General features: G+C 34.7%; 31 protein-coding genes. 9 read left to right on the forward strand and 22 right to left on the reverse strand.

Annotation, left to right across the window (positions count from 1 at the left end):
* Positions 1 to 5 precede the first annotated feature (5 nt).
* From C1724_RS09730 to C1724_RS09755, 6 genes are all read right to left on the reverse strand, one after another.
* Positions 6 to 1073, reverse strand: coding sequence for a phosphodiester glycosidase family protein (locus tag C1724_RS09730; protein WP_102346469.1), 1068 nt, complete (start codon positions 1071 to 1073; stop codon positions 6 to 8).
* Positions 1073 to 1516 carry a hypothetical protein gene (locus C1724_RS09735; protein ID WP_102346470.1) on the reverse strand — a complete coding sequence of 148 codons (444 nt, stop codon included), beginning with the start codon at positions 1514 to 1516 and terminating at the stop codon, positions 1073 to 1075. The genes C1724_RS09730 and C1724_RS09735 overlap by 1 nt, the downstream gene beginning before the upstream one ends.
* Positions 1517 to 1660: 144 nt before the next feature.
* Positions 1661 to 1912: a hypothetical protein gene (locus tag C1724_RS09740; protein ID WP_102346471.1), complete on the reverse strand. Its 252-nt coding sequence runs from the start codon at positions 1910 to 1912 to the stop codon at positions 1661 to 1663.
* Positions 1913 to 1925: 13 nt separating this feature from the next.
* Entirely contained in the window at positions 1926 to 3098 is a 1173-nt protein-coding gene (locus C1724_RS09745; protein WP_102346472.1) for an LL-diaminopimelate aminotransferase, read from the reverse strand.
* Between the two features lie 143 nt (positions 3099 to 3241).
* The gene (locus C1724_RS09750) at positions 3242 to 3388 is read right to left on the reverse strand and encodes a YuzL family protein (protein WP_102346473.1); all 147 of its coding nucleotides are present in this window, start codon (positions 3386 to 3388) and stop codon (positions 3242 to 3244) included.
* A gap of 56 nt (positions 3389 to 3444) precedes the next feature.
* A complete protein-coding gene (locus tag C1724_RS09755; protein ID WP_102346793.1) occupies positions 3445 to 4221 on the reverse strand; it encodes a class I SAM-dependent methyltransferase in 777 nt (258 codons plus the stop codon).
* Positions 4222 to 4357: 136 nt separating this feature from the next.
* On the opposite strand from C1724_RS09755, the gene C1724_RS09760 reads away from it, so the two are divergent.
* Complete coding sequence (locus C1724_RS09760) at positions 4358 to 5173, forward strand: polysaccharide deacetylase family protein (RefSeq protein WP_102346474.1); 816 nt, start codon at positions 4358 to 4360, stop codon at positions 5171 to 5173.
* A 116-nt stretch (positions 5174 to 5289) separates the two neighbouring features.
* Positions 5290 to 6012 carry a C40 family peptidase gene (locus tag C1724_RS09765; RefSeq protein WP_102346475.1) on the forward strand — a complete coding sequence of 241 codons (723 nt, stop codon included), beginning with the start codon at positions 5290 to 5292 and terminating at the stop codon, positions 6010 to 6012.
* A gap of 136 nt (positions 6013 to 6148) precedes the next feature.
* Here the strand turns inward: C1724_RS09765 and C1724_RS09770 are convergent, their stop codons facing one another.
* The 3 genes from C1724_RS09770 to C1724_RS09780 are packed head-to-tail and all read right to left on the reverse strand — an operon-like array spanning position 6149 to position 8943.
* The gene (locus C1724_RS09770) at positions 6149 to 6376 is read right to left on the reverse strand and encodes a group-specific protein (RefSeq protein ID WP_102346476.1); all 228 of its coding nucleotides are present in this window, start codon (positions 6374 to 6376) and stop codon (positions 6149 to 6151) included.
* A 15-nt stretch (positions 6377 to 6391) separates the two neighbouring features.
* Complete coding sequence (locus C1724_RS09775; protein WP_102346477.1) at positions 6392 to 8296, reverse strand: ABC-F family ATP-binding cassette domain-containing protein; 1905 nt, start codon at positions 8294 to 8296, stop codon at positions 6392 to 6394.
* Entirely contained in the window at positions 8293 to 8943 is a 651-nt protein-coding gene (locus tag C1724_RS09780; protein ID WP_102346478.1) for an HD domain-containing protein, read from the reverse strand. Before C1724_RS09780 ends, C1724_RS09775 begins: the two co-directional genes overlap by 4 nt.
* 135 nt (positions 8944 to 9078) lie before the next feature.
* On the opposite strand from C1724_RS09780, the gene C1724_RS09785 reads away from it, so the two are divergent.
* Positions 9079 to 9324: a hypothetical protein gene (locus C1724_RS09785; RefSeq protein ID WP_102346479.1), complete on the forward strand. Its 246-nt coding sequence runs from the start codon at positions 9079 to 9081 to the stop codon at positions 9322 to 9324.
* A 38-nt stretch (positions 9325 to 9362) separates the two neighbouring features.
* Here C1724_RS09785 and C1724_RS09790 read toward each other — a convergent pair whose 3' ends face one another.
* Both C1724_RS09790 and C1724_RS09795 read right to left on the reverse strand, forming a co-directional pair.
* A complete protein-coding gene (locus tag C1724_RS09790) occupies positions 9363 to 10601 on the reverse strand; it encodes a DEAD/DEAH box helicase (RefSeq protein ID WP_102346480.1) in 1239 nt (412 codons plus the stop codon).
* Positions 10602 to 10620: 19 nt separating this feature from the next.
* Positions 10621 to 11154, reverse strand: coding sequence for a hypothetical protein (locus C1724_RS09795; protein WP_102346481.1), 534 nt, complete (start codon positions 11152 to 11154; stop codon positions 10621 to 10623).
* Positions 11155 to 11357: 203 nt separating this feature from the next.
* Between C1724_RS09795 and metA the strand changes: the two genes are divergently transcribed.
* Together metA and C1724_RS25575 are read left to right on the forward strand one after the other, a co-directional pair.
* On the forward strand, positions 11358 to 12266 hold the full coding sequence (gene metA, locus C1724_RS09800) for a homoserine O-acetyltransferase MetA (RefSeq protein ID WP_102346482.1): 909 nt from the start codon (positions 11358 to 11360) through the stop codon (positions 12264 to 12266).
* A gap of 180 nt (positions 12267 to 12446) precedes the next feature.
* Entirely contained in the window at positions 12447 to 12620 is a 174-nt protein-coding gene (locus C1724_RS25575) for a hypothetical protein (RefSeq protein ID WP_180994215.1), read from the forward strand.
* 91 nt (positions 12621 to 12711) lie between these two features.
* Here the strand turns inward: C1724_RS25575 and C1724_RS26065 are convergent, their stop codons facing one another.
* The 8 genes from C1724_RS26065 to C1724_RS09840 form a co-directional block, all read right to left on the reverse strand.
* A complete protein-coding gene (locus C1724_RS26065) occupies positions 12712 to 12837 on the reverse strand; it encodes a hypothetical protein (RefSeq protein ID WP_258000331.1) in 126 nt (41 codons plus the stop codon).
* A gap of 19 nt (positions 12838 to 12856) precedes the next feature.
* The gene (locus C1724_RS09805) at positions 12857 to 13066 is read right to left on the reverse strand and encodes a hypothetical protein (protein WP_102346483.1); all 210 of its coding nucleotides are present in this window, start codon (positions 13064 to 13066) and stop codon (positions 12857 to 12859) included.
* 94 nt (positions 13067 to 13160) lie between these two features.
* On the reverse strand, positions 13161 to 13577 hold the full coding sequence (locus C1724_RS09810) for a YkvA family protein (protein WP_102346484.1): 417 nt from the start codon (positions 13575 to 13577) through the stop codon (positions 13161 to 13163).
* A 20-nt stretch (positions 13578 to 13597) separates the two neighbouring features.
* The gene (locus C1724_RS09815) at positions 13598 to 14290 is read right to left on the reverse strand and encodes an AIM24 family protein (protein WP_102346485.1); all 693 of its coding nucleotides are present in this window, start codon (positions 14288 to 14290) and stop codon (positions 13598 to 13600) included.
* A 590-nt stretch (positions 14291 to 14880) separates the two neighbouring features.
* Positions 14881 to 16317 carry an NAD(P)/FAD-dependent oxidoreductase gene (locus C1724_RS09825; RefSeq protein ID WP_102346487.1) on the reverse strand — a complete coding sequence of 479 codons (1437 nt, stop codon included), beginning with the start codon at positions 16315 to 16317 and terminating at the stop codon, positions 14881 to 14883.
* Between the two features lie 226 nt (positions 16318 to 16543).
* Positions 16544 to 17266 (reverse strand): nucleotidyltransferase family protein, encoded by a 723-nt coding sequence (locus tag C1724_RS09830; RefSeq protein ID WP_102346488.1) that lies wholly within the window; start codon positions 17264 to 17266, stop codon positions 16544 to 16546.
* A gap of 253 nt (positions 17267 to 17519) precedes the next feature.
* Complete coding sequence (locus C1724_RS09835; RefSeq protein WP_102346489.1) at positions 17520 to 19667, reverse strand: type IA DNA topoisomerase; 2148 nt, start codon at positions 19665 to 19667, stop codon at positions 17520 to 17522.
* 162 nt (positions 19668 to 19829) lie between these two features.
* On the reverse strand, positions 19830 to 22115 hold the full coding sequence (locus C1724_RS09840; protein ID WP_102346490.1) for a YcdB/YcdC domain-containing protein: 2286 nt from the start codon (positions 22113 to 22115) through the stop codon (positions 19830 to 19832).
* Between the two features lie 335 nt (positions 22116 to 22450).
* On the opposite strand from C1724_RS09840, the gene cspD reads away from it, so the two are divergent.
* Positions 22451 to 22651 (forward strand): cold-shock protein CspD, encoded by a 201-nt coding sequence (cspD, locus tag C1724_RS09845; RefSeq protein ID WP_102346491.1) that lies wholly within the window; start codon positions 22451 to 22453, stop codon positions 22649 to 22651.
* Positions 22652 to 22785: 134 nt separating this feature from the next.
* Positions 22786 to 23034: a DUF2564 family protein gene (locus C1724_RS09850; protein WP_102346492.1), complete on the forward strand. Its 249-nt coding sequence runs from the start codon at positions 22786 to 22788 to the stop codon at positions 23032 to 23034.
* Positions 23035 to 23103: 69 nt separating this feature from the next.
* Here the strand turns inward: C1724_RS09850 and C1724_RS09855 are convergent, their stop codons facing one another.
* Positions 23104 to 23280, reverse strand: a complete 177-nt coding sequence (locus tag C1724_RS09855) for a zinc-finger domain-containing protein (protein WP_102346493.1) — start codon at positions 23278 to 23280, stop codon at positions 23104 to 23106.
* Positions 23281 to 23296: 16 nt separating this feature from the next.
* On the reverse strand, positions 23297 to 23962 hold the full coding sequence (locus C1724_RS09860; protein WP_102346494.1) for a ribonuclease H family protein: 666 nt from the start codon (positions 23960 to 23962) through the stop codon (positions 23297 to 23299).
* Between the two features lie 134 nt (positions 23963 to 24096).
* Between C1724_RS09860 and C1724_RS09865 the strand changes: the two genes are divergently transcribed.
* Positions 24097 to 24483, forward strand: coding sequence for a reverse transcriptase-like protein (locus C1724_RS09865; RefSeq protein WP_102346495.1), 387 nt, complete (start codon positions 24097 to 24099; stop codon positions 24481 to 24483).
* 30 nt (positions 24484 to 24513) lie between these two features.
* The gene (locus C1724_RS09870; protein ID WP_102346496.1) at positions 24514 to 25446 is read left to right on the forward strand and encodes a DMT family transporter; all 933 of its coding nucleotides are present in this window, start codon (positions 24514 to 24516) and stop codon (positions 25444 to 25446) included.
* A 38-nt stretch (positions 25447 to 25484) separates the two neighbouring features.
* Here C1724_RS09870 and C1724_RS09875 read toward each other — a convergent pair whose 3' ends face one another.
* Entirely contained in the window at positions 25485 to 25751 is a 267-nt protein-coding gene (locus C1724_RS09875) for a DUF6123 family protein (protein WP_308410490.1), read from the reverse strand.
* Positions 25752 to 25757 lie beyond the last annotated feature (6 nt).

The raw sequence follows: 25757 nt of genomic DNA on the forward strand, positions 1-25757 counted from the left end.
TAAGCTTATGGAAGGACCACTAAATTACTTGTAACCGGACGTTCTCTTCCATCTGAAGGTCGATTTAATAGTTTTCCATTAAAATAGAATGCACTTGAACCACCACCATCTAAATTAAAAGCATCCTTAATCTTAAAGCTCAACAGTTTATCTTGAATTTCTTCAAGGGTAACTCCTTTGCTCCAGCCTTCGCGACGGCCGTCAATCACTATAAATAAAAGCTCACCATTCGAAAAATTACCTACAATCGTCCGTGGATGTCGCGTATTTTTCCAATCACTAGGAATGTTTGTCTTCTTGCCATCTTCCAACAAAGTTGGAACAAAACTAGCACCCTGGAGAGCATTTAATTGCTTTAATTCTGCTTGAGATGAAATTTTACCCCCTGTTAGGTGACCTTGTTTATTAAAGCCAACAAATGATAGAGTTGGGTGATCATAAAATGTTTCAATTTTTCCATCTACCACAGTAATACCTAAAGGAGCCATTTGCCCATCACCTGTTTTCCAAAAGCCACCTGCATTAACAGCTAAAATAGCACCTTTACGTTTTGCTGCTGCACTAGTAATTTCTCCCCTACTAACCACTTTATCATGAGCTAACACCATTTTTAGAGCATTGGAGGTATGCGGACGTACTTTTGCCATGTAACCCCGGTATCCCGCTTCATTCAATGAATAAACTTTTACAGTAGAGTTACTACCTTTGTGAATTCCAATTGGTTCACCTAATAAGTTCGATAATATTTGTTCAAGTACTTGATCTGACTTAGTAATTTGTTGTTTACTGCTTAAAACAAGCGAATCTAGCATTTCCTTTTGATTTTGGAGCTCTTCTTTTTCCTGGTTCATTTTCTCTATAATTTGAGTTAATTCTTTATTAATATCCGTTGTTAGCTGATTAATCTCGGCGATTTCATTATTTGAATTGTAAAGTTCATTATTTGTCACATGTAACGGCAGAACCATTGAATCTGCTTGGATTTTTGTAAAAGGGTTGTCTATATAAAAAACAAGGAAAAATCCAAGCACCGGCGCAATGAGCATGACTAAAAAAAGCTGTACATATTTCATTAACGTGCTGCATCCTCTAGCCTAGCAATTGAGGCTTGTAATTGTGTTAACTGTTGATCTAGAGCTGTCATACGCTCATGCAATGCACTCTTTGTTTCATTTGAACCCGTTACCGTTTCACCAGCTAGTTGAATATCTTCTTGAATGTAAATAAGCTCGCCCTTTAAACTTAAAAGCTCCGCATGAACAGTTGATATCTCCGCTTTGAGATCTTCTACTTGTTGTTCATTTTGTATTTGTGTTTGTTGTATTTGCTCATTAACATAGGCTTGTGTTTTCATAATTTGTTGATTTGCCAGGTAATATCCTGCATAAAACAATCCACACCACGCTATAATTGTGGCTGTTACCATAAGTGGTATGTTCTTTTTAAATCTACGTTCTTTTCTATATAGTTGAGAGGATTGTTCCTCTTGTTGCTGAAGTTTAGTGATATGTTCCATCTGTCCATCCCCCTTGATTGCTTTTTACTGCTATACATAATACATGACCATGTTTTAATTATTAATGACATGGTTAAAGACTGTTAAAGATTAATGCCTACCTCTTCCAACAGTCTTTTTATCCTACTAATCTACCATAGCTATTTAATTTAATAACTGCTCTATTCTTGAATGCATATAACTCATCGCTTCATTTAAAATATCGATTGCAACTTGACGATTATGTCTTTGAACATAAGCTTGCTTTACAAGTTCATACAATTGATGATCTTGGGCATTCTCAATTATTTCCATTACCATTTCACCCATTTGATCTACTTCAAAATCATTTTTTAATTGTGTTTTGAATTCCATTACTGCTTCAGTAATTAGCTGTAGTCTTGTTAATTCATCCATCTTCATTTCTCCTTTATTTAAAAATACCGCTATGTTTAATTCTGCTAACTGCTTCTCTTAGCGTTTCTTCAGATTGGACAAGTGCCATTCGTACATAGCCTTCACCATTTTCCCCAAATGCATTTCCTGGTGTCACGACAACACCAGCCTTGTCCATAAGGTCAATAGCAAACTGTGTAGACGTGGTATATCCCCTCGGAATTTCAGCCCAACAAAACATAGTCGCAGAAGGTCGAGCTATATTCCAGCCTATAGCTTGTAAACCATCTACTAAAACATCCCTTCTAGTTTCATACAATTTGCTATTTTCTTTTAAGAAATCATCTCCATCTAAAAGAGCAGCTACAGCTGCATTCTGGATTGGAGCGAAGATGCCGTAGTCTAAATTAGATTTTAATTTAGCAAGTACTCTTATCACTTGGCGATTACCAATTAAGTAACCAATCCGACAACCAGCCATATTAAAGCTTTTTGATAACGAATTAAATTCAACACCAACGTCTAGCGCTCCTTCAACCTCAAGAAAGCTAATTGGTTTATTGCCATCAAATACAAGTTCTGAGTAGGCGAAATCATGGACAACAATAATATTGTATCTTTTCGCAAATGCCACTACATCCTGAAAAAATTCCTTTGTCGCTAATGCTGGAACAGGATTACCAGGAAAATTAAGGATCATCATCTTTGCTTTCTTTGCTACCTCTACCGGAATACTCTCTATATCTGGTAGATAGTCATTCTCTTTCGAAAGGGGCATTGGATAAGATATGGCTTTTGCCATTTTTATACCTGCGTCATAGGCAGTATACCCCGGATCCGGTACTAAAATCACATCACCTTGGTCTGCGAATGCCATCGGTAAATGCACAAGACCATCTTGTGAACCGGCAACTTGTACAATTTCATTTTCAGGATCGAATATAACACCATAATGTTTAGTATAAAAAGAAAGAACAGCTTCGTGAAATGCTTTTGTTCCAGATAATGTATAACCATATTGTTTAGGATCTTGAACATTACTTACTAATGCATCGACTATAAAGTTTGGTGGTGGCAAATCAGGGCTCCCTATACTTAAATCAAGTATTGGTTCACCTTTTGCTAACTTTACCTTTTTGTGTTCAGCCAACTCTGAAAAAATACTAGTTTGAAATGATTGAATTATTTTTGATGTAGTAAACACCATATACTTGCCTCCAATAGCATTTTGTTCACAGTTCACATTTTAACATAGTTTACACTGCTATTTTGATAAAATTAAAAAAAGATATTTAATAACAAAAAAAGGGTATATCACCTATATGATGATATACCACTATAAAATAATTATTATAGTCCACCTGCTTTTTTTCTATTTTTCTTTCGTGCAGAATCCATTTTAAAAGAGCCGGTTTCTTGGGTCGTAGTTCCTTGACCTTCAACATCTGGTGAGCCTAACCCTGACTTAGAATGATCGACCTTTATTTTTTTACTCATGTATCATAACACCTCCTATTCGGTAAGGTGTCCATTTTAACGATTGTTCATTCTTTTTACTTTTCGAGAATACCAAAATGGAATTTAGCTGTTTTTCTCTTATAAACAGTAAACCCAAACTGATTAAAGCGAGTGCTTTTCCAATGATCTTTTAATACAACTCGCTTGCGAGCAACACGGAGCGCTTCCCGCATAACTTCCTCTGTAAGCGAGGTATACACCGCTATGTTACGTAATCCTTTTATACCAGTTGAACTATCTAATATTTCTTCAAACATCGGATCAAAATAAACAATATCAAATGAAGAAGAAGGTTGGCTTAATAGAAAATCTAAATGTTGTGCATGACGGACCTCAATTTTCCGCATAGCAGCGTTCATTATTTCACTGCCACTATGCCAGGCTTGCAAGCCATTTTTCACTAAAAATGACATATATTCATTTCCTTCTATTCCAACAACACGCCCTGTCTGTCCAACAACAACGCTCGCTACAATACTGTCAGAAGCTAAGCCTAGTGTACAATCTAAGAGCGACATTCCTGGCTGTATTTGAGCAGCTGTTATAAATGGATCAGGTTCACCTCTTATTACACGCTTTACACGAAACATCGCAGAATTAGGATGGAAGAATATTGGTTCACTAGCATGTTTATTTGAATATATAACAAATCTATTTTTACCAATTATTAATATGTCATCTTTAAATTGAGAAATAAACTCCTCAACAGACAGCTTTTGACGTTTGATATAATCCGCTTTTAAATGCTCTGCAATATCTTTTGCTAATTGTTCCATTAACATATTTGTCCGTCCGGCTGTGGTTACAATCAAAATTCTCACCTCATAGACCTGCAATAATAAACCTTTATTTAACAATTGGATAATCAACCTATAAATTCATTTATAAATGTAATATAGTTATATATAGTAAGAAAGCGTTAAGGAAGTGAAACTTGTTATTTGATCTATGAAAAAACATAATATAAAAATATTAATTACTTTATTTATATACAGTACATTACCTTTACTTATAGTAAATTTCGTATTTCCATCCTATTTTCTTGATCGCTCTGCAAGTCTTCAAGCTAAAATGGCTTCGCCTATCATAACAGCTTTACAAGAAAAAAAATACACAACACCACATTCTGAACAAGACGACACAGGGCTTAAGATCGCTTATTTAACCTTTGATGATGGACCAAATCTCTATACACTCGAGATAATAAAGACTCTTAAGCAAAAAGGGGTACAAGCCACCTTTTTTCTACTTAAAAATAATATAAATAAACATCCTAGTATTGTAAACAGCATTACTGAAAATGGAAACTCTATTGGTTGTCATGGAGTTTCACACAGAGTAGACTATTTTTACGCTAGTGCAGAAAGTGTTGTTCAGGAGATGCGTGAATGTCAGCGTACGATCTACAGTATATCTCGGATTCGGTCGCCCCTAGTTCGAGTGCCATTCGGTAGTTACCCCTATCTCACTCCCCAAATGAAAAATGCTCTTGAACAAGAAGGGTTTATTTATTGGGACTGGAATATTGACAGCGATGATTGGAAAAATAACGAACATACAATTTTAACTTCGATAAAGGAGCAATTGACTTTCATTGAAGAAAAAGGTCATACTCCGACTATACTACTTCACGACAAGCAAGTAACAACAAAAATCCTACCTGATATAATTGACCATTTGCTTTCTCGAGGTTATATAATCAAAGGGATTAACAATTATACCCAACCTGTCCAATTTAACCGGTTCTTACAGCCAGCTACCTAATAGCTGGTTTTTGTTTTATTCTTTTAAATTTATTAATTATAATTAAATTTTTTTCTAAAATTGGTACACAATAAACACTGTTGAAAAAACATCATTTTGAAAGGAATCTGACATTAATGTTTAGGATGAAAGAAAAAATAAGCTTAGCTTATTTATATTTATTGAGTACGGCCCTTGCTACTGTGGTATTAGTTGCACCTGCCTACGCTGATGCATCTGAGCGCAGATTCGACTTAGATAATCAAACCATTCACTATGGGCACAGTGGTACTAATGTAATCTATTTGCAGAAAAGATTAAACGAAAAAGGTTATTACCCTTATACAATTGACGGTTACTATGGCGAAAACACTAAATCTGCTGTTCAAAGATTTCAATATAATCAAGGCCTTGTACCCGATGGTATTGCTGGTCCTAAAACCATAAATCAATTATATAAGGATAACGGACAAACCCGAGCAGTTGGCTCTGCTGTTGACCCTTATCTCATTCAAATAGCACATAATCTTATTGGGGTTCCATACGTGTGGGGTGGAACAACTCCAAAAGGATTTGATTGCAGTGGCTTTATCAAGTACGTATTCGCAAAAACTGGCATACATATTCCCAGAACCGTCAAGGAAATATGGGACAACTCGATAAACGTTCCCCACCCAAGTATTGGCGATGTTGTTTTTTTCCAAACAAATCGAAAAGGACCCTCGCATGCCGGTATTTATATTGGAAATGGTGAATTTATTCATGCGGGATCCTCAAAAGGTGTAAAAATAAGTCAATTAGCAACAAACTATTGGAGTAGCAAATACCTAGGTTCAAAACGTATTGTACAGGTAGAGTAATCATACTCTACTAAATTCCGCATAACACAGCCTATGCTGGAACTTCTACTTACAAAGAAACTGACAGTAGCACTTTACAAAAGAAAAAAGCATGAGGACGGTTATTACCAATGCTCCCCATGCTTTTTTCCATACTTCAAGATTTAATCATCGTCCTTAAAACTTCATTTCTTTCTTGCTGCTCCGCTTCTCCCGCTAAGTCATATTTCTTCAATAAATGAAATATTTCGTTTAGTATTTCCTGCGATAATGGTTTTTTCAAATATAACCCAACACCTTGATAAATATCAGATGGTAGAAACTCTTTTTGACTCTCTAGTTTTGATACAACATCCTCCATTGAATGATTAATACTACATGCCATTTGTAACCCCTCCTACTATTTTGTTCTTTCAATTTCAGCTACGAGTTCCGATAATTGCTCCCAACGTTCCATCGTTTGTTCAAGTTCCTCTGTTAAGCGCTGCTCATCCTCATATAATGGTTGAATCTTGGCAAAATCATGACCTGCATTTGCAATTTGCGTTTGAATCATTCTAATCTTGTCCTCAAGTTCCATAATCTTATCTTCAATTCCTTCCCATTCCTTTTGTTCTTTATATGAAAGTTTAAGCTTTTTAGGTTTGGTTTCTGCATCACGCTGTATTTCTTTCTTTAAATCACTAGCTTCTTTTTTACTATTCTCAATGAGTTTTTGTTCTTCTAAATACTCCGAATAAGACCCATAAAATATCCGAATCTTCCCGTTACCTTCGAATACAAATAACAAGTCACTCGTTTTATCTAAAAAGTAGCGATCATGGGAAACAGTCAGAACAACACCAGGGAAATCTTCAAGATAATCCTCTAAAATCGTAAGCGTTTCAATGTCAAGATCATTAGTTGGTTCGTCGAGAAGAATTACATTCGGTTCTGTCATTAATACCTTCAATAAATACAAGCGTTTGCGCTCGCCACCCGAAAGCTTTTTAATATAAGTATATTGTGCAGCAGGTGTAAATAAGAATCGTTCCAGCATTTGTGAGGCGGTAATTTCATCCCCTTCAATCGTGCGTATCACTTGAGCTGTTTCCTTAATATAATCAATAACACGTATATCAGGATTCATATCCTCATTTTCTTGTGTATAATAGGCAATTTTAACCGTTTGTCCAACTTCGATCGTACCTTGATCAGGTGTAATTTTTCCCGTTAACATATTAAGTAATGATGACTTTCCTGAGCCATTTGGACCCACAATACCAATTCTGTCAAACGGCTTTACGATATAGGAAAAATTTTGAATAACTGTTTTACTTTCAAAAGTCTTTGTAATACCCTCTATTTCAAATACTTTTTTACCTAGTCTGCTGCCTCCAACAGCTATTTCAAGGTCTTCTTTTGCTCTGCTGCCACTTTGACTTTGCAAGGTTTCAAAACGTTGAATTCTTGCTTTTTGTTTCGTTGTTCTTGCTTTCGCACCACGGCGTATCCATGCAAGCTCACGACGCAAGAGATTTTGCCGTTTTTCTTCACTTGCAGCCTCATTTTGTTCCCGTATTGCTTTAGCTTCAAGGAAAGTTGAATAGTTACCATCATAACTGTATAGATTTCCTTGATCGAGCTCAATAATCCTATTTGTAACACGATCTAAAAAATACCGATCATGGGTTATTAATAACAGGGAGCCTGGATATCGCGTTAAATATTCTTCGAGCCATTCGATTGTTTCGATATCTAAATGGTTCGTCGGTTCATCTAGAACCAATAAATTTGCAGGTTGGATAAGACTTCTTGCAATAGCAACTCTTTTCTTTTGTCCACCAGACAAATTTCTTACATTGAGACCGTGATCGAATAACCCTAACTTAGTTAGGATTGCTTTAGCTTGTGTGCTAGCATCCCAAGCATTCATTGCATCCATTTCCTGTTGAATCTTAAGCAATACACTTTGTTTTTGCTCGTTCTGAGAGTCTATTTGCAATTCATTTAACGCCGTTTCATATCTTTTTAAAAGTCTAATTAATGGTGTATCACCATAAAAAATTTCATCTAGGATCGTGCCATTGCCTTCAAACTCTGGGTTTTGGGGTAGGTACTCGATCGTATAAGCCTTTGGTTTCGTTATTTCACCAGTATCTGAATCTTCTAACCCAGATAAAATTTTAAGCATTGTAGACTTACCGGAACCATTTACACCAATAACCCCAATTCTCTCTTTCTCTGCTACACTAAAAGAAATATTTTCAAATAAAACTTTATCCCCATAACCCTTGGACAGATTTTCTACTGATAAAATGTTCATGAAATTTTACCTTCCCACTCTTTATAAAAATGCTCTAAAAATTCTTCCATCAAACAGTGACGTTCCTCCGCAACTTGTTTCGCCGCTTTTGTATTCATCAAATCTTTTAATTTTAAAAGCTTTTCGTAAAAATGGTTAACCGCAGTACTTTTACCTGTTCGATATTCTTCTTTTGTCATTTGCAGACGAGGAGTAATAGATGGATCATACAATAATTCTCCTTTAGACCCAGCAAATGCAAAAGTGCGAGCAATGCCAATTGCACCTAATGCATCTAAGCGATCTGCGTCTTGTACAACCATACCCTCGAGTGTTTTCATAGGCGGCCGATTTCCACCTTTAAATGACATTGTTGTGATAATTTCTAGTACAGTTTGTACAATAGTTTCAGGTGTCTGTTGCGAATATAACCATTCTTTAACTCGTTGAATTCCCATTTCTTCACTTTCATTTAATTTCTCGTCTGCAATATCGTGTAACAATGCAGCTAACTCACAAATAAAAACATCTGCGCCTTCTTTTTCGGCAAGCTGTCTAGCCATTTTTGTAACCCGGTCAATATGCCACCAATCATGACCACTTGCTTCATTTTCAAGCTGAGTTCTAACAAATAATGTAGTTCTATCTATTAACGTTAATTTATCCATAGTTGATCCTCACTAAATGATTTTCTCTACTCTTTATAAGAAATCTTAACACTTTCTGTTAAAGTCATTCAACTATTACAACTATTCCACCATATACTGTAATTAGATAACATTAATATGGAAAGAGTGAAAAATATGTATAGGCAAAGTCCTCAACCGATCATCGGAACTGCATGGTTCGGTCATCACATTGTAGTACTTCTATGCAACCCATTTAACAACGAATTAATCAGCTTAGAGAAAAGTCTTGAAGCGCCAATTGAACCTGCCCATCCGACTTGTTCTGAAACCCTTTCAAGACTTATGAGCATTGGTTATAAAATAGAAAATGCCCTTATGATTGCACCTACAGTTATACAATATATATTGGTAAAAAATTAAAGAGGGTTCAACTAAAACCCTCTTACAGTTACCTATTACTAATATTTCGCCTTAGGCTTTTTATTTGGACCGCCAAACTCAAAATTACGGTCATTTGATTTTTTGATAGGTTTTTGTTTTGACATCGGTTTTTGTGTAGAGACTTTTTTTGGGACTGGTCGCTGCTCTATAATTTCACCTTTATATAACTCTTTCTTAGAAATTGTTACATTAAGTTCTCGACCAAATCGAAGCAAACTTTTCTCCTCTGAAGGTGTTACAAGTGATATCACGGTCCCTGTTGCACCCATTCTGCCGGTACGACCAGAGCGGTGAATATATTGCTCAATTTTTTCAGGTACATCTAAGTGAATAACATGCGTAAGTCCTTGTATATCCATACCTCTGGCTGCAATATCTGTTGCAAGTATTAGCGGCAGTGTACCTGCACGGAATTGCTGAATCGCAGATGCACGTTCTTTCTTACCTGCATCACTATGTAGAACTCCAATTGGTATTTTTTTGTATCTAAACTTATCAGCTACCCGATCTATATGTACGGCATCGTTAATAAAAATTAATGCTTTCATGCTTTCATTCATCTTATATATTCTTCTTAATAAATCTATTTTATCTCGTTGTTCACATACAAAATAAAGATGTTCAACATTTGCAGTCGCTTCCCGTTCTACCCTGACTAATGCTGGTTCAACCATTACTTGTTTAGCAACTTCCTCAACCTTTTCAGAAATTGTAGCAGAGAAAAACAGGACTTGTCTTTCCTTTAAAGTCGATTGTATAATAACTTTTACCTCTGTAAGTAAACTTTGCTCTACCATTTGGTCTACTTCATCCACAACAACTGTTTTAACTTCATGCATTTTCATTTTCTTCTTATCAATAAGTTCCATAACTCGTCCCGGCGTTCCAACAATAATTTGCGGATTTTTTTTCAAACGATCAATCTGGCGTTTAATATCTACACCACCAATAAATGAACCACTAACAATTTCACTATTTTGTGTAAAAGTCTGAATAACTTGGTGAATTTGCATTGCTAATTCTCTTGTTGGTGTAAGAATTACGACTTGAATTTGTTTAGTGTTTGGTTCAATTTTATTTAGTAAGGGTAATAAATAGGCTAACGTTTTCCCTGTTCCTGTTGGTGATTCAGCAATTATATCTTCTCCATCATTAATAATAGGAATCGTTTTATCCTGTATTTTTGTTGGTTCCTTAAAACCAGCTTTTTCCCATGCATCTTTTAAAAATGGGGCCACGTTTAATAAAAAATTCATCTTCTTCTCCTTTACAACATTACAATTTGATTGACAGTAATTCATTTAGCCGATCAATGGACTCAACCATGTGGTCTACCATTACAGGAATATCACCTACCTGTGCTTCGGCAATTTTACGATCAAAATTGAGTATAATCCTATTCTTTAATTGATTTACGTCTTGATCATATATAAATGATAACTGTTGCGTTATCGAAGGGCGATTACCCCAGACATTTTGTAGTATCAAGTTGATGGATTCACAATCATTATCTATATTATGAACTTTAGTCGTAAATACAATTTCAATATTACAGCCGATAGTATCATCTGCTTTTTCCATTATTTCTGAGGCTAAGTCATGAACATCTACATATATACATAATGCTCCATGCACTGAGTTTTCCCCTTTAGTAGCTTTTCTAAAAGTAATGGAATAAAATCTTGATAGCCTAGCTAAATCAACTTGATCTACACGATCGGTTACTAAGATCTGACCAATGAGATCCAAATCATAGATTGCCCCTTCAGCCACAACCTTCAAGTTTTCATAAATGGTTGGATCAAACATAGTGTCCCTCTCTCTTTTTGCACGGTTTTACTTGATTACTGTTATATCTATTGTAACTTAAAATACTACCTTTCAACGATTTTTTCTATAATTATTAATAAGATTTTGAATTTAAATGATACTTTTTCATTGAAGTATTTAAGTAAGATTTCTATAATAGATTAATCAGGACACTATCTGTCTTAAAGAAGGAGTGAACGTCATTGCCAATAAACATTCCAAAACATTTACCTGCTGCAGAAATTCTTGAGAATGAAAATATCTTTGTCATGGATGTTGAGCGTGCTTATCAACAGGATATCCGTCCTTTAAATATACTTATCTTGAATTTAATGCCAGAAAAAGAAAAAACAGAAACACAATTACTTCGCGTACTTAGTAATTCACCGCTACAAGTTAATATTACTTTAATGCACCCACAAACACATACATCAAAAAATACAGCAAAAGAACACTTAAGTAATTTTTATCGTACGTTTGATGAAGTTAAACATCGTAAATATGATGGAATGATTATTACAGGTGCTCCGATTGAGCTACTTGAATTTGAAGAAGTGAATTATTGGAAAGAACTTGAAGAAATTATGGAATGGACTAAGACGCATGTAACATCCACTCTTCATATTTGTTGGGGAGCTCAAGCAGGCTTATACTATCATTTTGGTATCCCTAAATTTCCATTAGAATCAAAGATGTTTGGGGTATTTAAACATAAAACATTTTTAAGAAAAACAAGATTGCTGCGAGGGTTTGATGAAGTTTATTTTGTTCCACACTCAAGACATACAGATGTTAGAAAAGAAGATATTTTGAAGGAACCTAACCTTGAACTACTTTCTTATTCAGAAGAAGCTGGGGTTTGTCTTGTGGCTTCAAAGGACCGAAAACAAATATTCCTAACAGGCCACCCTGAATACGATGCAACAACATTACAAGATGAATATCTTCGTGATATTAATAAAGGTCTAGATATTGCAGTACCTGTAAATTATTTTCCAAATGATGATCCAACGCAGGAACCTTTGAATATGTGGAGAGCTCACGCTAATCTCCTATATGTAAACTGGCTAAATTATTATGTATACCAAGAAACACCGTATATTTGGGAATAAGATCTAATAGATGATTTTGCAGTCTACATACAGCGCGGGTATAACCGCGCTGTTTTAATTTCCACCTTATCGATAAAGTAGTATTTTCTAATTTCTTCTCTAATAAAATAGTTGTATTATCTTAACTCTTCAGTTAAAATGGACATATACTTATCACCTGGTACTAATAGGAGGTATGGAATGGTTAACAACGAAACTTTTCAGGTTATTAAATTGTTGCAAAACCTGACTAATTCATTAAACGGGCAAGTTAACATCTATGACTCAAACTACATAGAAGATGTAAAAAAAAGAATGCCTAATATTGAATTGGCATTTAATGATTTAAAAAAATATTTAGACACACATAACTAATTTTTTTTAACCTCCTATTTCTTCTCGGACTATTACCTCCAAAAACTGAGCGGTCAATCGAATCCTTCAAAAAAACAATTTTAACCTTCCATTAACTTTCATCTTCACACTCAAAACAATGGAGCTCACCATTCTCAGCAATAATCCCATTTAAAAATCCGTCCATACAAATAATCTCTTTACCACAATTAGTGCATTTTCCAACTAACTCCTTCATGTTTTCACTCCTCATACCATCATTTATTCATGTGTTTTTTCTCTATACGTAACCACTTATTAACATGAATCGCTATCTTTTTCCAAAACTTAATCCATTTTCTCTCTGCCTGTACATTATTTATTTTTTTTTGTTTTTGATTGAGTAAGTACCGTATTTGTTTTGTAACTTCTCTATCACGTTGTTGAATAATTAAATGTTCTGCCTGCTTTTCAATGTGATGTGCCAAATGTATCGTACCCTCCAACTTTTTACTATTATTTAATTAATTCTATTAAAAAACAGCCTTCCCTTTGTTGAAAAATGGCTGTTTTTGTCGAATTCTATATTTTCTCGTTTTCTATAATAGATTTTTGTGATACTTTCCAAAGCTTAAATCTCTCTAAATCATTCGATATTTGCTTAAGCACAAACCCAAGTACTGCTGCATCGTCAAGTAAACCCACTCCTGCTAGAAAATCAGGAACAATGTCGGCAGGTGATACAAAATAAATGATAGCAGCTATAATCATAATAATCGAACGTTTAGGTAGTTCCTTGTAATCTCCATTTAGCCACGCTCTTACCAACTGAAATAACAGTTGAAGGTTTTCCCAGACATCCTGAAGCACCTCTTTCTTATTACCTGCTTTGGTAATCGCTTCTTTTAATAATCCACCTGTCTTGTCTTTATCTTCGTAATATTCACTTGCTTTCGTTGTATATTTCTTGAAACCTTGTTCATATTCTTGATTATGCACTGAAACTCCCTCCTATAATTCTAACTTTGAGATTGCCAATATACTTCCTCATATGGTTGAACAACTACAAAACCACTGCCAACAAATTTCATTTGGACTGACTCACCACTCCCCCTGCCCAAAAGTGTTTTGAACGATATATCGGTTTGAAATTCAGGGTTTAAATTACCAGACCAAGCAACCGTTGCATTGGGATCCGAATAGATTGGATTATGAGGTGATACGAGTAACGTCAGTGGTTCATAATGAGATGTAATAGCTATCATCCCCCTACCTTCGAGACGAACATTAAATAAGCCGCCAGACATCATACCAGCAATTTTCTTCATAAATTTAATATCCCATTTAATTCCTGTCTCAAAAGCTAAAAGATCATTTCCATTAACGTAAATGGAGTCATTATCTAGTTGTAAAATGGTTATTTTTTTCCCTTGATCAGCTAGATATAGTTTACCATTTCCCGTTGCTTTCATTAGAGCAGTGCCTTCTCCCGTCAGGGCTTTCTTGAACATTTTTCCCAGTCCATGCTCTAAAATTCCTTCTCGTTCATATTTGACATTTCCCTCATATGAAATCATTGAACCCATTTTAGCCCAAACCTGTCCATCCAAATTAATTTCTAACATTCGCGGCGTTTCTAGCTCAAAAAAACCTTCCCCTTTATCTTTTTGCTTTGTTTGTTTTATGAATTCATCAATTGAATATCGCCCCATAGTTCTACACTCTCCTATCTTTAAAATATATAAACTAATGACGAATATTCGATATCAAAGGTTTCAAAAATAACTTTAAGTTTAGAAAAGTATTGTATTCAGAAATAGAAAAGAACATGCCATCTTTTCGTATACGATCAAATGGCATGTTTCATAATCACTCTAAGAGTCATCCCTCCAAGAGAGCATACACATACTGAACACCTTTTAATTCCACTTTCAATGGTATGTGTTTTTCTTCTGAAAGTTGATTGGTGATTTTTTGGATTTGTTTAAAAGCGTCAAGCATTCCGTAGGCTTCTACACATTGCTCACATATGCACAAGTGTTTTTGGTCATCCACAACTAGAAATACATACTTCTTCATATGCCCCTTAAAGTTTGTGAAACAATTCACATATACTTGTAAAATATTTAAGATGTATGTTTTTCATTTAAGTCTCATTTTATATCATGCAATTAACAATGTCTATGGATTATTTGTGAAGTTATTCACAAAAAAAGAAAAACAACAGGAAATTTTTTATCATTTCCTGTTATGAGTCAATAAATTCTAGTGCCTACACTTTATAAGCCTTGAAATATAGTAATTAGCTTATTTTTTCTACAATATCTCTTGCAATCCATACCCCACAGGCACTAGCTTGTGCAAGGCCTCTAGTAATCCCTGCGCCATCACCACCAAGATATAAACCTGAAATTTCTGACTCAAACTTGCTATTTAATTTTGGTCTTGCTGAATAAAATTTAGCTTCCACTCCATAGAAAAGTGTATGTTCTGATGCTAAGCCTGGAGATACGTGGTTTAATGCTTCCGTCATTTCAACTAAACTTTTCATCGTATTATATGGAAGAACCAAGCCTAAGTCTCCTGGAACCGCTTCTTTCATCGTAGGTTCTAAGAAACCTTCTTTAATACGTTTTTCAGTTGAACGGCGTCCTTTCAGGATATCACCATACTTTTGAACGATAATTCCACCATTAGATAAACTATTTGCTAGACGAGAAACTCCAATTGCGAATTCGTTCGGCTTATCAAAAGGCTCAGAAAATTTATGTGAAACAAGTAAGGCAAAGTTTGTATTATTACTACCTAGTTTCGGATCTTTATATGCATGACCATTTGCAAGCATAATTCCCGAATGATTTTCAACAACAACGTGACCAGATGGATTACTACAAAAAGTCCGTACTGATGTACCAACTGACGTATTAAAAATAAACTTTCCTTCATATAAATGTTTGTTAATCTCTTCCATAACAATATCGGATGTTTCTACACGTACACCAATATCGACTTGGTTATTTGACATTTTTACGCGACGTTTCTTTAAAATTTTAGTTAGCCAAGCAGAACCATCACGACCTGGTACAATCACAACCTTTTTGGCATGAATGACCTCTTCATTTTTCAGTTGAATTCCTACGATCTGATTACCTTCACTAGTCTTTTCAGTAATAATATCTTCAACCTCTGCTTTATACATCATATCTATTTTGGTTTGAAGGTACTCCGAAATGCTCTGCATAATTTGAAGATTTTGTTCTGTACCTAAGTGACGCACTTGTGCTCTTAGAAGCTTTAAACCAGCTGCATAACCACGGCGCTCAATTTCTTTAACCTCTGGTGTAAGAGGATCGGTAATTGTTTCTGTCGCACCGTGACTTAAATTTATTTCGTCTACATATTTGATTAAGTCAACTACTTCAGTTGATGAAAGGTAGTCTGTCATCCAGCCACCAAATTCACTAGTAATATTAAATTTCCCATCCGAATAAGCGCCAGCTCCTCCAAATCCATTTGTTATAGAGCACGCTGGTAAACAACCTGCAAAATCTTTTCTCCCAGCAGCTGGCGGACATTTTGATATCTTTTTTTCTAGTATTGGACAACGTCTGCTATATATATCATGGCCTTTATCGACTAATAACACCTTTGCATGTGGCATTTTTAAAGTTAATTCGTAGCATGCAAATATCCCAGCTGGACCCGCACCTACTACGATTACATCATAGTTATTTGACATCACTTTACCCCCGATGACTTCAATCTATCTTATTTAACAATCCTTAGACAATATACCAAAATATAAACATACCGTCAATAAAAAAACGAACATTAATAACACTTTAGTTACCAATGTTCGTATTTAACTTATAGAATCTCATATAAAAAGACCTTCTTCATGAAGGTCATATAATATTAGTATTAAACTATTAATAAAACATGCCCGCCTTTAACGTTGCACCTTTCTATACAGGAATTTTTACAGCACCACCCATCATATCATGAATAGTTTGTTCATACTTATCTTTATTACCAACATCCGACCAGTATCCGTTGGTCTTAAAACCATAGATTGGGTAACCATTCTTGATTAATAAGGGAAATAAATCTAGGCTAAAGTCAATCTTTTCTCCAAGCTCCATAAATGAAAAAATCCCTGGGTCCACTACATATATACCAGTATTAATATCCGTTGTGAACATATTTTCCCATGATGGTTTTTCTAAAAAACGTACGACTTCACCTTTTTCATTCGTTTTAAGGATTCCATATTCTAATGGATTGGGTACAGATGTCATAAAGATTGTTATTAGGGAGTTTTTTTGCCGATGAAAATCAATGCCTTTGGATAAATCAAAGTCTGTGATTACATCCCCACTCACAACAACAAATGGCTCATTAAGAAATTGTTCAGCATTTTTTATACTTCCTGCCGTCCCTAGAGGTGATAAATCTTCAAAATAGTAAAGATTCACGCCAAATTTAGATCCATCCCCAAAATAGTCCTTTATTTTATTTGACATGTATTGAACTGTAACCGCAATTTCAGTAATCCCGTGCCTTTTTAAATGTTCAATACAATACTCCATAACGGGCTTTTTCAAAATTGGAATCATTGGTTTGGGGAGTTTGTTTGTTAAAGGACGTAATCTTTTGCCTTTTCCACCAGCAATAATAACCCCTTTCATATTTATCACCTTACCATCATTAAGAATAAAATACGCATAGCTTCATAGTTCACCTCTTACTACTTTCATATCTATGAAGAGAGAAATTGCCCTATTCCACGTTTCTTTAAAAATTGTAAAAAGTTCACATTTTCCTCATTCCGGTTGTTTTTATATTTGAGCAATGCTAAATCTGAATTCCTTTAATTTGGTAGGTTTCCCATCAAAAAAACACCTATTTCATAATGAAATAGGTCCATTCGACACTTCTCAACTATTCAAATTCCATTTTCCAACTAAAATAATCGTTTTCCGGATTTTTTTCATACCGTAACTTCGCATCAAATTTTTTTCCGTTTTTACTTGTAAACCCCTTCACTCCAACAATCCCATTTTTCAGCAATGTCTTTACCATTGTTTTCGTTGGTTTCTTTTTCATCGAAGCTAAAAATTTGTCATTCTTCCAAATAACAAATTTACAACCACTTTTCCAATTACTACAACCAAACCCCTTCTTTCCTTCAACCACAGCATGCTGACATAACGGACAGTTACCTAATACTTCTGTTTCCTTAGTTGAAGCACTGATCTCCTGAATAACTATATCCGGCTCACTTTTAATTTTTTCAACTGATAGTACAGTAAACTCTGTCATCAGATTTAAAAATTGTGTTTTGCTAAACTTTTGCTTTTCTATATCGGCTAACGTTTTCTCGATTCGACCGGTAAATTCCAAGTCAAATAAATCTTTAATAGGCAGTGTTTCTACCATTTTAATACCAAGCTCTGTACATATTAAATTTTTATTTTGAGTTGTAATGTAGCCGATTTCTTTTAGTTTTTTTATAGTTTCTGCTCTTGTGGCCGGAGTACCAATACTAAAACCACTTAAAATGGCAGCCATCATACCTTCATTATCATCATCGTCAAAGCTTTTTCCACATGTCTCCATAACTCTTAATAACGTTTTCTCAGTATGGTGTTTGGGTGGCTTTGTAACGTGAGATGTCAGTTCATGCTTATCAATATCGACCACCTCCAACTCCTCGACATAAGGAAGAATTGTGTCTTTTGATTCGATTTGTTCAACTTTTTTCCACCCTTCTATTAGTTGTACCTTTCCTTTAGTCAAAAACACGCCTTTTAATTCCGAAATTTTAGTTGTAATTCTCGTTTCCTCGTATTCGGCTATTGGCATAAATTGAGCTATAAACCGATTTTTGATCGCATTATAAACGATTTCCTCATCTCTCGTTAACGTTTTAGGTTTAAGATATGTAGGAATAATGGCACTATGGCTCTCCACCTTGGAGTTGTCAAATACACGTTTTAACTTAGCAAACTTAACTTCTTCAGCAAATGGTAAACTTTGTTTCAAGTTATCCAACACCTTAGCAGCACGTTCAACTAGGCTTTCCTCTAATACAACACTTGCGGTACGTGGATATGTAATATACTTTTTTTCATAAAGTGATTGAGCAACCTTTAAAACTTTATCAGATGTCCAACCTTTATATTTACTAGTAATAAAACCTTGCAGGTTTGAGAGGTTAAATAAATAAGGGGGATATTCTTTCTTATGTTCAACTTGCTTGTCAATAATGGTCCCTTTTTTGCCTACTATAACTGATTCAAAGCTTTGTAAATATGTGATATCCTTAAACTTATCTTCTTTTTCCTCAAAGTATGTTCCGTCGTACAGCTCACCGCCACTCGTTTTAAAAGTAGCAATTAATTTAAAATAGTTTTCAGGCACAAACTTTTTTATTTCCTGATCGCGGTCATATATAATCTTTAGAGTCGGTAATAATACACGTCCAATATTTAATGCTTGGCCTTTCCCTTTTTGATACTTCAAAGTGGCTACAGATGTTAAATTGATACCTATTAACCAGTCAGCCCATTGTCTACTTATACCGGCATCCTGTAACGATTTCAACTCATTGTTGAGCTTTAAATTTTGTAAACCATTTAATACTTCGGTAGGAGTCCATTCATTTAACAGCAAACGATAAACAGGCTTATTAACTTTAAGGTTGTAAATAATTGTATCACCAATGATTTGCCCTTCACGATCATAATCACAAGCTGAAATAATACTATCAACATCTGTTCGCTTAAACAATCGATGTATTGTTTTTAATTGCTTTTCAGCGCCAAAATCCTTTTGATCTCTATTTTTTGGATTTGATTTCACTTTGTAGCGGAAAGCTGTGGGGATAAAAGGGAATTTCTCCATCTTCCAGGACTTCATCGTAGAGTCATAATCTTTAGCATCATATAATTGTAATAAATGGCCAAATGCCCATGTAATAACATATCCGTTTCCTTCGTAATAACCATCTTGTTTCCCTCTAATTTTTAGAGCATCTGCTATATTTTTTGCAACTGATGGCTTTTCAGTCAATATTACTGCGGTCATTTTTACTCCTCCAAACTCTTCTTGCCAACTACTCTAATTGTATACGACCTAATCTATTTATGAAAGAGAATCATTTTTGACATTCACAGGTTTTAATTTTATATCGCAAATATTAACTGACTAAAAAGCTACTGAATCTTTATTCAGTAGCTTTTATGAAAACTATTGGTTATACTTTACACGTTCTTGCAAGAATTGGTAAAACGCTTGTGCACCTTCTCCTCTTGTAACTTTTTTAGTTGGTTCAAACCTTTTGTTAATTGTTGGAATAATCCCTAAATGGTGAACGATTGCTGCTTCACCCTTCTTGGTAATTTGATCAACATCTTCAAAATTAATATTAAATAATGATTGGACCTGTGCTAAGTCACTTAATCTCATACTCTTAACAATTAAATCTGCTAGTTCTTCACGATTGATAGGTTCATTAGGTTTAAGTTCATCTTTTGATTTATCAATTAATCCTTGCTGTACCGCAGATTCAACATATGCAAAATATGGTGAACTATTGCCTACATCTTTAAATGTTGCAGCCTTATCAGCAGATGCGAAGTTCATTTTGTAATAATATGGGTCTGGATTCGTTATTAACATAAAGGCTTTAATCATTTCACCACGTGTCATCTGCCCTTCCGGTTTTACCAAGCCTTCATCTGAAATGTCGAGGGCATTGTAATCGATTAATAACTGTAATGCTTTTTCATTTTTATGACCAGTAATATCCTTTACTTTAGCCTTTTCACGAATAGGCTCACCTGTTTCAATTGATACCCACTTTCCTAAGTTAGCATCTAAATATACAGGCTGTTCCTGCGGTTTCATCATAAATTGATAAACAAGTTTCACTTCGGGTTTCGATTTAGTACGAGTATTATAATCAAAATTTTCGATATATACATACTTTGGTACTATATTATAGTTCTCAAAATATGTCTGCTTAGCTTTTTCAATAGAAACAACTGACTTTGTATCAGGAAGCTCCAAATGGTCATTCCAATTTTGATAATATTGGTATAGGTTTCCTGTTTCTGAGGAAATGCTTACATTTATAAATTGATCGATCATAATAATACCATCAACAATTCGATTAAATGTAAAAGTAAACTCCCGCATGTTTTCTGCATTATCGGGCTTTATATTATTCATAGGACTAAAAGTTAATTCATGCAATCGATCAGCCGCAAATGTTTTTAGGTGTTCAATAGCCTTATCTTTTGCTTGTTCATAATTAAATTGTTGGTTGATTGATTCAGAGTCTGAGAGTGGGCGATAGCGGTTCGGATCATCTTTGCTGTAATTGAGAACCTGCCCTGTTTGACCGTTTATTGAAACATAAACCCAATATTGATTCTCGCCAACCATCCAATTTAAATCCCAAGTAGGAAACGGACGATGTTCATTTTTATCATTAAAGGAAACATTCTCTAATCGCGCAGTATCAGGAATTGAAAAGTATTTTTTTGCTAATTCTATTGCGTCGTTTTGAGTTAATTCATTTTTTACTGGACTATTTTGATTTGGTTTCTCTTTTGAAAGTGGCTCTAGAGTCTCATTAAATTCCTTTAAATCTACAGGTTTTCCTGTGTAATCCAGCCATTGACCTGTTTTGGCATCAATATATGGGTAACTAAATCGGCTGTCATACGCCAGTTTCACAGTATTAGGTTGGCTTGGTAGAAATTGCGGTCTATAAAAAACGTTATATTTTAGTTCAATTGGTAATGTTGCCTTTATTTTATTAACAGCTTCATCTTGTTTTATCATCCCATTCGTTTCAGGAATTTTAACATAATCGTCCCAACGATATTCATAGGAGGTAATCTCCCCATTTCCATTCACTCCAACAGAAATAAACTGCTCTAAAAATGAAATTCCATTCTCAACCCGCATAAAAGGAAAATAATAACTTGCATTGCCTTGTAATGGCGGTTTTTGATTAGATAGAACTGTTTCATCCAATTTCACTAAATTTTCCTTTTGTGGAGCCTTTTGTTTAATAAATTGTTGAGCCAACTCTTTAGCTTTAGCCGCATTAACCTTAGGAGGATAAGCTGGCTGTTGATTAAATGTATCATCCCATCGATTCATTGAAATAACAGTGCCAGTTTCCGCGTCAATAGTAATGTTAATACTGCCATAACCCTGTTCAGTTTGTTTATTCCAGTTCACGTTCCACACTGTTCGATTGCCTGGATACCAATTACTTTGATAATTCACAGATTGTTGGGAGAACTCTTTTGGAATTTCAATAAAACCTTTGGCAATATCTATTGCTTGTTCTTTTGATACGGCTGTAACCCCTGCTTGAACTTGAGAAGAAACAATTTCAGCCTTAACGTTTCCTCCAAGTCCTTGATTTACCATTGGGTTTTCTGCACTAGCCATCGGAACCGCCATTAATTGTGGCAGGACCAACATACAACTTAAAAATACGGCTTTCTTTTTCATATCCATCTTCCTCCTAGACTAATACTTAATATCTACTAGACGATATTTATTGGAGAAAGTTACTTTAATATGTAAGAAATTTCAAAAAAATTTATTCTTATATACAATATTTAACAAAAAGGATTTATTTGCAAAAATGGGAATTTTCTTGTATTTACTCTCGGTCAATGATATATTTAAAATAATCAACTTATAGAAAAAATGGTAATTTGCCTAAATGGAAATATACATGTCTTTTCTCACTTTAATTCTGAGTTAAATCACCAATTAAAGTATTTAAGTTGAGGATATTTATGTGCACAGTATGTGCAGGATTCAATAGGAGGAAAGTAAGTATGCAAAACGGTAAAGTAAAATGGTTTAATGCAGAAAAAGGTTACGGATTTATTGAAGTAGAAGGTGGAGATGATGTATTTGTACATTTCTCAGCTATCCAAGCAGAGGGGTTTAAGACTCTAGAAGAAGGCCAAGAAGTATCTTTTGAAATTGTTGACGGCGCTAGAGGCCCACAAGCTGCAAACGTAACCAAGTTATAATTTCTCTAATAACTTTCAAACAATAATCGAACTAAAAAATATACAAGGAAAGGCTATCTATGGATAGTCTTTTCTTTTTGATGCATTTTTTCTGAAATAAAAACAAATTCTATACTCATGAGGAGGGAATCATAATGAGTGAACCATTTAACGATTTAAAACAAGTCGAACTTTCTATTGACGCTGCTCAGAAAATGGTAGGGTCTGCGACTATGAGTATGGAGCCAGGTCAGCTTGCAGCAGCTACAGATGCAGTAAATGTTGCCAGATCACAATTAGAAACAGCAAGAAACAACGCTACAGGTGTTGACAATGAATTTTTAGCTCAACAAACAGCACTCTTAAATCAATGTGCAGAGCAATTACAAGAAGCTAAACAGTAATAAAACCTTTTAAACCAAACCACAGGGAAGAGTTTAACTCTTCCCTTTTATAATTTAACAATTTCTGGTCTATGAAAGCTTTTTCCCTATCTTTTGCAAGCTTTCTCCGACAGTACATTTATTTATACAAAAGCTTTGGGCATATTTTTTTCCAAACTCTTTTCGGTGGTGATGGATTAAAAAACAACCATTGCAATATGTATCCAATAATTCACCAACAGACCTTATCAATTGTTTTTTATCCACATCTACACCTCCATTCCTACTGTTGTTCATCCAGTTCTAAACGACTGCTAATTTCAACTCCATTTAATGCTTGTAATGCGAGCTGGTCTGTTTCCCGGTTTTCTTTTCTGGGAATTGGTTCAAAAACTGGTTTAATACCAAGTCTTTTTAATTTTTCTTCAATTCGATCAATCCACCGTGTAAACTCTTGCTCATATACCGGCCATTCCCCACTTAGTTGATTTAAAACAACTTGTGAATCTCCCTTAAATGTTACTTCTATATGATGTACTCCTAAATTCTCAAGTTCCTGTAATACAAGCCAAAATGCAGCATACTCTGCCTCATTGTTAGACTCTAATTGTTCTATTTGTTCATTCTTTCTTATTCGATAGCGTTTATTATTTTGAGTAAAATAAATGGCTGCTCCTAAACCGGACATGCGAGTTTCAATATCATAACCGCCATCAAAATATGCAACAATATCATGTGGCTCTGTTTCAATCCCTACTAAGAATTTTTGCAATTCTTTCTTTGTCCACTTTTGGTCTGATGTATCATAGAAAAGAATTTCCTTTGCCCGACCTGTCCTTTCAAAATCCTCAGCTAACAGTATCGCTTGTTTTGCTGGCATTATATCGGAGCCAAGTTCAACTTCTAAACCTTTAGGTGTTTTATAAGTCCAAACAATAGATACTTTCATAAAAAAGCTCCTTTCCAACGGTTAAAATTAATTTTATCATAAAGTATTCGATTCCAAACTATTACTTATTGTTAACTAATTCGTAATAATTATGGTAAAATACAAAATATCATTTTGAAGATGGGGGAATACGTTTGATAGAAGTTTATATCGATGGCGCTAGCGCTGGTGATCCAGGCCCATCTGGCGCTGGCATATTTATAAAGAGTAACGGGAGCGTTGAACGTCATGCAATACCTCTTGGAATCATGTCGAATCACGAAGCAGAATATGCAGCACTTGTTAAAGCTCTTGAAATCTGCGTTGAACATAAGTATGCAATCATTTCCATTCGTACAGATTCCCAATTAGTAGATCGTGCAGTAGAAAAACGTTATGTTAAAAACGAAACTTTTAAACCCTATTTGGAACGTGCATTACATCTTATGGAACAATTTGATTTATGCTTTATTAAATGGATACCAAGTAAACAAAATTCTATGGCAGACGAATTAGCAAGAAAAGCCATTCATCACAATTAAAAAACGGATTAAAATAAAGGGAGTTTAACCATGAAACATCACCAATTGCTAGCAGATATCAGTCTATTACTCGTTGCATTTATCTGGGGAGCAACCTTTGTTTTAGTGCAAAATGCAATCGCCTTATTAGAGCCGTTTACTTTCAACTGCATTCGTTTTGGTATGGCAGCACTTTTTCTTACTATTTGGTTGCTGCTTATTAAGAGAACGTTAATAAAACAAATCAATAAACAGCTGCTATTCTCCGGAATTATCATCGGTATTTGGCTTTTTACAGCATACGCACTTCAAACATTTGGACTTCTATATACTGCATCATCCAAAGCTGGATTTATTACTGGTTTAAGTGTTGTTTTAGTCCCACTGCTTGCCTTTGTTTTTCTTAGACAAGCAATAAAGCCATTTGCAATCACAGGTGTTGCTATAGCGACAATTGGCCTTTATTTATTAACACTCGGAGATAGCATTGCATTAAACTTTGGAGATCTTTTAGTTTTTTTCTGTGCGATATCGTTTGCAGCGCATATTATTGTAACAGGTAAATATACAACATTTTATTCAACCTTATTGCTGACGATTATACAAATTTTAACCGTTTCAATATTAAGTTGTATTGCTGCATTCTTTTTTGAAGACTGGCAACTAGCCTTTAATCCAAAGGTGATAGGTAACTTCGATGTAGCAATAGCATTAGGTATTTGTTCAATTTTTGCAACAGCACTTGCTTTTTTAGCTCAAACAAACTTTCAGAAGTATACAACCCCTACTCGTGTTGCATTAATCTTTGCAATGGAGCCTGTTTTTGCAGCTATTACAGCTTACTTTTGGGCTCACGAACGTCTAGGAATGAAAGCAATGCTCGGTTGTTTACTCATCTTTATAGGAATGATATTTGCAGAAATGCCACAAAAAGTATTTTTGGTTTTAAAGAAAAATAAGTATCAACGAAAAAAAGTTATTTAAAAAAGACTTGCTTTGGTTTAACTGCCAGCAAGCCTTTTTTATAATATCTTTTTTTGTTTAATGAGTTGGTATGCTTGTTTTTTAGTTGAAACATTATGCGCTTTAAAGACCTCTAATAGCGCAATAAAGAAACTTCCATCAAACTGCAGCTGTGCTTTTAATGTTATTTCTATCGCTACATTTACAAGCGAATCCGGAGATTCTGTATATACTTTTCCGAATTTAATAAAACCTAATGAATCATCTTGAAAATGAAAGCCTTTTTCTTGTAACTTGTTAAGATAATCTACTGTCGATACTGCCAAAATAAG

This window comes from Bacillus sp. Marseille-P3661, assembly GCF_900240995.1.
Lineage (GTDB): Bacteria > Bacillota > Bacilli > Bacillales > Bacillaceae_J > OESV01.